At 72.5% G+C, this 6,055-nt stretch carries 6 protein-coding genes and 5 pseudogenes; 4 read left to right on the forward strand and 7 right to left on the reverse strand.

What is annotated here, in order from left to right; all coding sequences use genetic code 11:
* Positions 1–85 precede the first annotated feature (85 nt).
* The 5 genes and pseudogenes from DRB96_RS45750 to DRB96_RS42545 all read right to left on the reverse strand — a co-directional run bounded on the left by DRB96_RS45750 (position 86) and on the right by DRB96_RS42545 (position 2,582).
* On the reverse strand, positions 86–265 hold the full coding sequence (locus DRB96_RS45750; protein WP_162689182.1) for a hypothetical protein: 180 nt from the start codon (positions 263–265) through the stop codon (positions 86–88).
* 275 nt (positions 266–540) lie between these two features.
* Positions 541–1,092: a hypothetical protein gene (locus tag DRB96_RS46185; protein ID WP_112453099.1), complete on the reverse strand. Its 552-nt coding sequence runs from the start codon at positions 1,090–1,092 to the stop codon at positions 541–543.
* Positions 1,056–1,412: pseudogene (locus DRB96_RS45760) on the reverse strand (IS3 family transposase); the annotation flags it as partial. The gene DRB96_RS46185 and the pseudogene DRB96_RS45760, both read right to left, overlap by 37 nt.
* Positions 1,413–1,447: 35 nt before the next feature.
* Positions 1,448–2,029, reverse strand: coding sequence for an IS3 family transposase (locus DRB96_RS42540; RefSeq protein ID WP_112453100.1), 582 nt, complete (start codon positions 2,027–2,029; stop codon positions 1,448–1,450).
* Between the two features lie 160 nt (positions 2,030–2,189).
* Positions 2,190–2,582 (reverse strand): NUDIX domain-containing protein, encoded by a 393-nt coding sequence (locus DRB96_RS42545; protein ID WP_239517862.1) that lies wholly within the window; start codon positions 2,580–2,582, stop codon positions 2,190–2,192.
* Here DRB96_RS42545 and DRB96_RS42550 point away from each other — a divergent pair.
* Positions 2,560–3,039, forward strand: a pseudogene (locus DRB96_RS42550) (AAA family ATPase); the annotation flags it as partial. The gene DRB96_RS42545 and the pseudogene DRB96_RS42550 overlap by 23 nt on opposite strands.
* A gap of 2 nt (positions 3,040–3,041) precedes the next feature.
* On the opposite strand, the pseudogene DRB96_RS45765 reads toward DRB96_RS42550, so the two are convergent.
* Together DRB96_RS45765 and DRB96_RS45770 are read right to left on the reverse strand one after the other, a co-directional pair.
* Positions 3,042–3,508 (reverse strand): annotated as a pseudogene (locus tag DRB96_RS45765) (IS5 family transposase); the annotation flags it as partial.
* Positions 3,509–3,524: 16 nt separating this feature from the next.
* A pseudogene (locus tag DRB96_RS45770) lies at positions 3,525–4,355 on the reverse strand (pentapeptide repeat-containing protein); the annotation flags it as partial.
* Positions 4,356–4,414: 59 nt separating this feature from the next.
* Between DRB96_RS45770 and DRB96_RS45775 the strand changes: the two are divergent.
* From DRB96_RS45775 to DRB96_RS42575, 3 genes and pseudogenes are all read left to right on the forward strand, one after another.
* Positions 4,415–4,780 (forward strand): annotated as a pseudogene (locus DRB96_RS45775) (LysR substrate-binding domain-containing protein); the annotation flags it as partial.
* 65 nt (positions 4,781–4,845) lie between these two features.
* Positions 4,846–5,079, forward strand: coding sequence for a hypothetical protein (locus DRB96_RS45780; protein ID WP_239517863.1), 234 nt, complete (start codon positions 4,846–4,848; stop codon positions 5,077–5,079).
* A 180-nt stretch (positions 5,080–5,259) separates the two neighbouring features.
* Positions 5,260–5,454 (forward strand): hypothetical protein, encoded by a 195-nt coding sequence (locus DRB96_RS42575; RefSeq protein WP_112453102.1) that lies wholly within the window; start codon positions 5,260–5,262, stop codon positions 5,452–5,454.
* The last annotated feature ends 601 nt before the right edge of the window (positions 5,455–6,055 follow it).

The following is a 6,055-nucleotide window of genomic DNA, read 5'->3' on the forward strand; positions in this document are numbered from 1 at the left end:
GGGGAGCGGGTTCGGCGGACACGTGGCTGCGGTCGGCGTATGCTGCGGCGATTCAGCGCAGCGGCGGCCGTGGGGGGCACATGTTTCAGCGGATCGGAGAGCGGGGCGGCAGAGCCGTCGCGACGGCGGCGGTGGCGGGGGTCCTCGCCTTGGCGCTCGCCGGCTGTGAGGGCGCGGACGCGCCGAAGGGCGCCGACAAGCCCGGGGCCGGGGCCCTGCCCTCGCCGAGCACGTCCTCCGCGCCCCCGGTGATGCCCTCGCTCATCGGCAGGACGTCGGCCGACGCCGAGGCCCTCGTCAAACCGCTGGCCGCGGGGGCGGTCGAGGCGCGCAGCGCCTACGGCGACGTCGCCCTGGCCGCGGACCACGCGCAGTGGACCGTCTGTTTCCAGACCCCGGCGGCCGCGAGCCCGCTGCCGCCCGGCACCGCCGTGGAGATCTCGCTCACCGCCCCGGGCACCCCGTGCCCGGAACGGGCCGGAGCCGCCCTGCGCCCCGCCACGACTCCGAGCCCCACTCCCGCCCGGACCCCGGGCACCGTCAAGACCAGAGTGGTTGGTCGGCAGCGTCGTGTGTGTAGAAGAGCCAGGGTGCGTCGAACGCGGCGGGGGGCTTGCCGCCGCCCTCCACGGCCCGTACGGCGGCCAGCAGTGCGGCGGCCGTGCCGCTGAGCTTGGCGCCGGCCTCCACGGGGGTCTCGCGCTCGGCCTTGCGGCGGGCGATGCGCTCCCGCTCGATCTTCTGCGCGGCCAGTTCGGCCGCCGCTTCGCTGAGCTGAGGCGTGGCCCCGGCGGCCTCGGCGGACGCCTCCGAGCCCGCGTCCCCGCCGGCCGCCTCCGCCTCAGGGTCGGCCTCCGCCTCAGGGTCGGCCTCCGCCTCAGGGTCGGCCTCGGCCTCAAGGGCCGCCTCCGCCTCAGGGTCGGCCTCCGCCCCCGGCCCCCCGTCGGTTCCGGCTTCGCCCGAGGTGTTCGCCTGGTCCGTCGGCTCGGGCTCCGCCGCCGGGCCCGCGGCTTCGCCGTCGCCGTCCGGGACCTCGGCTTCGCCGGGGGCGTCACCGAGCAGATGTCCAGGACGCAGGCCAGGTAGAGCCATGTGCCGCCGACCTGAACGTAGGTGATGTCCCCGCACCATTTCTCGTCCAGGTCCCGGGCGGTGAAGGCCCGTCGGACCAGGTCCGCGACGGGCGGCGCAAGCTTGTCGGGGACCGTGGTGCGCTTGCGCCGCCGCAGGTGGCGTCCTTCGATCCCGTTGACGCGCATCAACCGCTCGACGCGCTTGCGGTTCACGGTGTGTCCGAACCCGCGCAGCTCGGCATGGACCCGGCGGACCCCGTAGGTTCCCCGGTGGCCGGCGTGGATCTCGCGGATCTCTGCGACCAGGGCGTCATCGTCGGCCCGGCGGGCATCGCGGGCCCCGGCGCCGGCGAGCCACTGAGCCTTTTCCAACCTCATGTTGAGGCGTGGTGGAGGACGAGGACGGCCTTCACGATGTCGGTGATCCGGTTGGTGCTGCAGCGGAGCTTCCGTAGGAGGCGCCAACCCTTCAGCACGGCCATGGAGCAGATGTCCAGGACGCAGGCCAGGTAGAGCCATGTGCCGCCGACCTGAACGTAGGTGATGTCCCCGCACCATTTCTCGTCCAGGTCCCGGGCGGTGAAGGCCCGTCGGACCAGGTCCGCGACGGACGGCGCAAGCTTGTCGGGGACCGTGGTGCGCTTGCGCCGCCGCAGGTGGCGTCCTTCGATCCCGTTGACGCGCATCAACCGCTCGACGCGCTTGCCGTTCACGGTGTGTCCGAACCCGCGCAGCTCGGCATGGACCCGGCGGACCCCGTAGGTTCCCCGGTGGCCGGCGTGGATCTCGCGGATCTCTCCGACCAGGGCGTCATCGTCGGCCCGGCGGGCATCGCGGGCCCCGGCGCCGGCGAGCCACTGGTAGTAGCCCGAGCGCGACATGCCCAGGACCCGGCATATCCGCTGCACGCCGAACTCGGCGCGGTAGGCGGAGATGAAGTCCCAGCGGCCGGTCATGCCCTCATCTCCTTCGCGAAATACTGCCGGGGAGCCGGTGGAGGGCGTGGTGGTGCGGGGGCTCTGACCGGCACCGGCGGGGCGCGCCGGACTGCGGGCCCGGACCCTGGCCGCGCCCTCGCCGGACCCTGGCCGCGCCCTCGCCGCGCCCTGCGGAGGACTACGCGTACCCGCCCCGGAACCACTCCTGCGCCGCCCGCGTGTGCAGCGGGAACGCCAGCTCCTCCGGGCCCCGCAGGACGTGCCAGCCCGTCGTCTCGTCGGTGGCGACGGACGCGGGGAGGGCGGCGGCCGGGCGGACCGGGAGGAGGCCGAAGAGGAGCAGGTGCCCGGCCGGGGAGCTGTGGGCTCCGGCCAGGGTGACGTCGGCGGCCGGTGCGTGGATGCCGGTCTCCTCACGGAGTTCGCGGACGACCGATTCGCGCCAGTCCTCACCGAAGTCCATGAAGCCGCCAGGCAGGGCGACACCGCCGAGGGCGGGCTCGATGGTGCGGGTGATGACCACCAGGCCGGTCCCCTCCACCCCGCAGGGCAACCTCCGCCCCCGCCTCACCTCCTTCGTCGGGCGCGAACCCGAACTCGCCTCCCTCCGCGCCGACCTGGCCCGCCTGCGCCTCGTCACCCTCACCGGCCCCGGCGGCTCCGGAAAGACCCGCCTCGCCGAGCACGCCGCCACCGACCACCACGAACCGGTCTGGCTCGTCGAACTGGCCCGCCTCGACCACCCCGCGGCCGTCCCCGGCGCCGTCCTCAGCGCCCTCGGCCTGCGCGAGAGCTCCCTCGTGGCCCGCGAGAAGACCCCGGCCGACGACCCCGCCACGCTCCTCGTCGAGCACTGCGCCAACCGCCGCCTGCTCCTCGTCCTCGACAACTGCGAGCACGTCATCGGCGCCGCCGCCGAACTCGCCGACCGCCTCCTCGCGCACTGCCCCGGCGTACGGATCCTCGCCACCAGCCGCGAACCCCTCGGCGTCCCCGGCGAAACGCTTCGCCCCGTCGAACCGCTCCCGCCGTCGTAGGCCTTGTCCGCGTGCAGCTTGCCGGGTCGGCGCCGGCGGCGTCCGCGGCGGGATCGGATGGGCGGTATGCCGCGGACGAGGGGCTCAAGGGCCTGGCTGTCGTGCAGGTTCGCGCCCGAGATGCCGACGGACAGGGGCAGACCGGTCCGCTCGGTGATCAAGTGGATCTTCGACCCGAACTTGCCCCGGTCGACAGGATTCGGACCTGTCAGGTCCACCTTTTCAGGGCCCGCATGTTCACTGAGTCGATCGCGCAGCGGGACCAGTCCAACTCGCCGTGGGCGCCGAGTTCGTCAAGGACCAGGCGGTGGAGCTTGGCCCACACCCGGGCCCTGCTTCACTCGGTGAACCGCCGGTGAGCTGTCGCCCCCGACGGCCCGAACGATGCCGCAGGCACCTGCTGCCAGGTACAACCCGACGTCGCCACGAACACGATCGCGGCAAGCACCTCCCGGTCGCCGTGCCACCTCGGCCAGCCGCGCCCCCGTGAAATCCGCCCCGCGCAGCGAGCAGTCCCGGAACTCCACCCGCTCCAGCACCGCCCCCGCGAAGTCCGGCTCCACCAGCACGCACCCCTCGAAGACGACGTCCTTCAGCCGCGCCGCCCGCAGGTTCAAGTAGTCGATCTTGCCCCCGCGCACGAGGACCCGCTCCAGCACCGCCCCGTGCAACTGCACCCCTCCCAGCCGGGCCTCCAACAGCTCCACGTCCCGCAGCGAAGCCCCCGACAGGTCGGTCCCGACGCCCCGCACGCCCTCCAGTACCGAGTCCATGAACCGCGCCTTCGCCAGCCCCGTCTCGTCCAGCGCGCAGCGCCGCAGCGCGCAGTCCATGAACCGGGCCCCGACCCCCTCCTGGCCCCCGAGGTCCACGTCCGCGAGCTCCAGCCCGTCGTAGTCCCCGTCCGGCTCCAGCCCACCGCCCCGCGGTGGATCTTCGGCTGCGTCGGATGTGTATACGAGCCAGGCCCCCGCGCCCTCCGCCCGCGCGCACAGCCCGCGCACGGCCTCCGGCAGCGAGCTGCGGTCCAGTTCGGGCGGGGCCAGGTCATGGATGAGCCGGCGGGCCTCCTCCAGGTTCTCGCGCGCCGCCGCCGCGGCCTGCCGGACCAGCTGCCGGGCCCGCAACGGCTCCCGCGTCCACTGCTGGTCGGCCGCGTCGAGCAGCATGTGCATGCTGGTCAGCCCCTGCGCCACCGTGTCGTGCAGCTCGGCGGCGAGCCTGGTTCTCTCCCGGAGCACCCCGGCCGCCAACGCCTCGCGCTGTCCCCCCGCTCCTGCCACGACGGTCCCGTCCCCTCCACGCACGACCCCCGGACCTCCCGGACGCGCCGAGCTTAAGACGGCGCCCTCCGCCCGGGCGAGAGCTGCCGGCCGGGCTGGAGCTACGGGTGCTGATGGAGCGGGAGCCGCAGTTCGTGTCCATGGCCCGGGACCATCCGGCCGCGGCGCGGTCCGTGGTGGAGCTGCGGGACCTCGCCGCCGACCGCTGGACCGTGGACCCCTCGGTGGACGGCGAGTGGGACGGCCTGCGCAGGGTCTTCGCGTGCGCCGGGCTCGACCCGCCCCTCCTGCACGCCGATTACCACACCGCCACCTCGCTGATCGTCTCCGGCGAGGCGGTCGCCCCCTGCCAGCCCACCTCCGGGCCGCGCGAGGACATGGCGATCCGCCCGCTCTCGGGCGACCCGCTGGCCGTGCGCCTCCTCCTCGCGACCCGGCCGGGCGCTGCGCGAGCTCCTGCCCGGCTACGATCGCGGCGACCGCCGACCGTGAACGGACCTCCAGCTTCGCCAGGATGCGCGAGACGTGCGTCTGCACGGTCCGGCTGGACAGGAAGAGGGCGGAGGCGATCTCGGGATTCGTCCGGCCCTCCGCGACGAACAGCGCCACCCGCAGCTCCGACGGAGTCAGCGCCTCCCAGCCCCGCGCCGGGCGCCGCCGCGCCGCGCGGCTGCCCCGGCGGACCCCCAGGCTCCGCAACCGGGCTTCGGCCCGGGCGACGTCCCACCGCGCGCCCAGGGCCTCGTAGGCGGTCACCGCGCGGATCAGGGCCGACCGCGAGGAGGGCAGGTCGCCGTGCCACCTGGCAACTGCTCCGCCTCGACCCGGTGCTGGGCACCACCCGCGGCGACCTCGACGCACTGCGCGACTACATGACGAACAGCGTCGAAGCCACCCTGCTCTCCCTCGCCCAATGGATCGCCGAGGAGTGAGGAGCGAGGTTCCCGGGTGCGGCCTCGTCGACGCCGCCAGGCGCGAGCGACGCGCCCGGACCCTCTGCCGCCGGGACCGCTGTCCACCCACCCACCTCGTGGGCCTCCAGGAAGCCGTGCTGTGGCGCAGCCAGACGCCCGCCGGGCCGGGCAGCGCCACCCCCGTCGAGTACGACTTCCTGCGGATGTAACAAGGTAGCCGTACCGGAAGGTGCGGCTGGATCACCTCCTTTCTAAGGAGCACAGTACCGATTGCAGACAAACGTTCTGCACGGTCAGCTCAGGGTGGAACGTTGATTAGTTGGCACGGTTTCTAAAACATCCTGTAAGTACTGCTTCGGCGTGGAAAACAGTGATAGTGGCGGGGATCGTGCTTGGCACGTTGTTGGGTATCTGAGGGTACGGCCGTAAGGTCATGCCTTCTGCGATGCCGGCCCCAGTGAACTTGACCTCAGGGTCAGGGTGATGGGTGACTGGTCGTTGCTTGAGATAACAAGGTAGCCGTACCGGAAGGTGCGGCTGGATCACCTCCTTTCTAAGGAGCACAGTACCGATTGCAGACAAACGTTCTGCACGGTCAGCTCAGGGTGGAACGTTGATTAGTTGGCACGGTTTCCTGGATGGATCACAAGTACTGCTTCGGCGTGGAAAGTGACTCACTGACGGGGGATCGTGCTTGGCACGTTGTTGGGTATCTGAGGGTACGGCCGTAAGGTCATGCCTTCTGTGATGCCGGCCCCAGTGAACTTGACCTCAGGGTCAGGGTGATGGGTGACTGGTCGTTGCTTGAGA

Origin of the sequence: Streptomyces sp. ICC1 (assembly GCF_003287935.1) — a bacterium.
Classification (GTDB): Bacteria; Actinomycetota; Actinomycetes; order Streptomycetales; family Streptomycetaceae; genus Streptomyces; species Streptomyces tritrimontium.

Coding starts and splice junctions, on each gene's coding strand:
- DRB96_RS46185 (WP_112453099.1), bottom strand. CDS start 1,092: ATGGCTCTACCTGGCCTGCGTCCTGGACATCTGCTCGGTGACGCCCCC.
- DRB96_RS45780 (WP_239517863.1), top strand. CDS start 4,846: ATGCGCGAGACGTGCGTCTGCACGGTCCGGCTGGACAGGAAGAGGGCG.
- DRB96_RS45750 (WP_162689182.1), bottom strand. CDS start 265: ATGAGCGAGGGCATCACCGGGGGCGCGGAGGACGTGCTCGGCGAGGGC.
- DRB96_RS42540 (WP_112453100.1), bottom strand. CDS start 2,029: ATGACCGGCCGCTGGGACTTCATCTCCGCCTACCGCGCCGAGTTCGGC.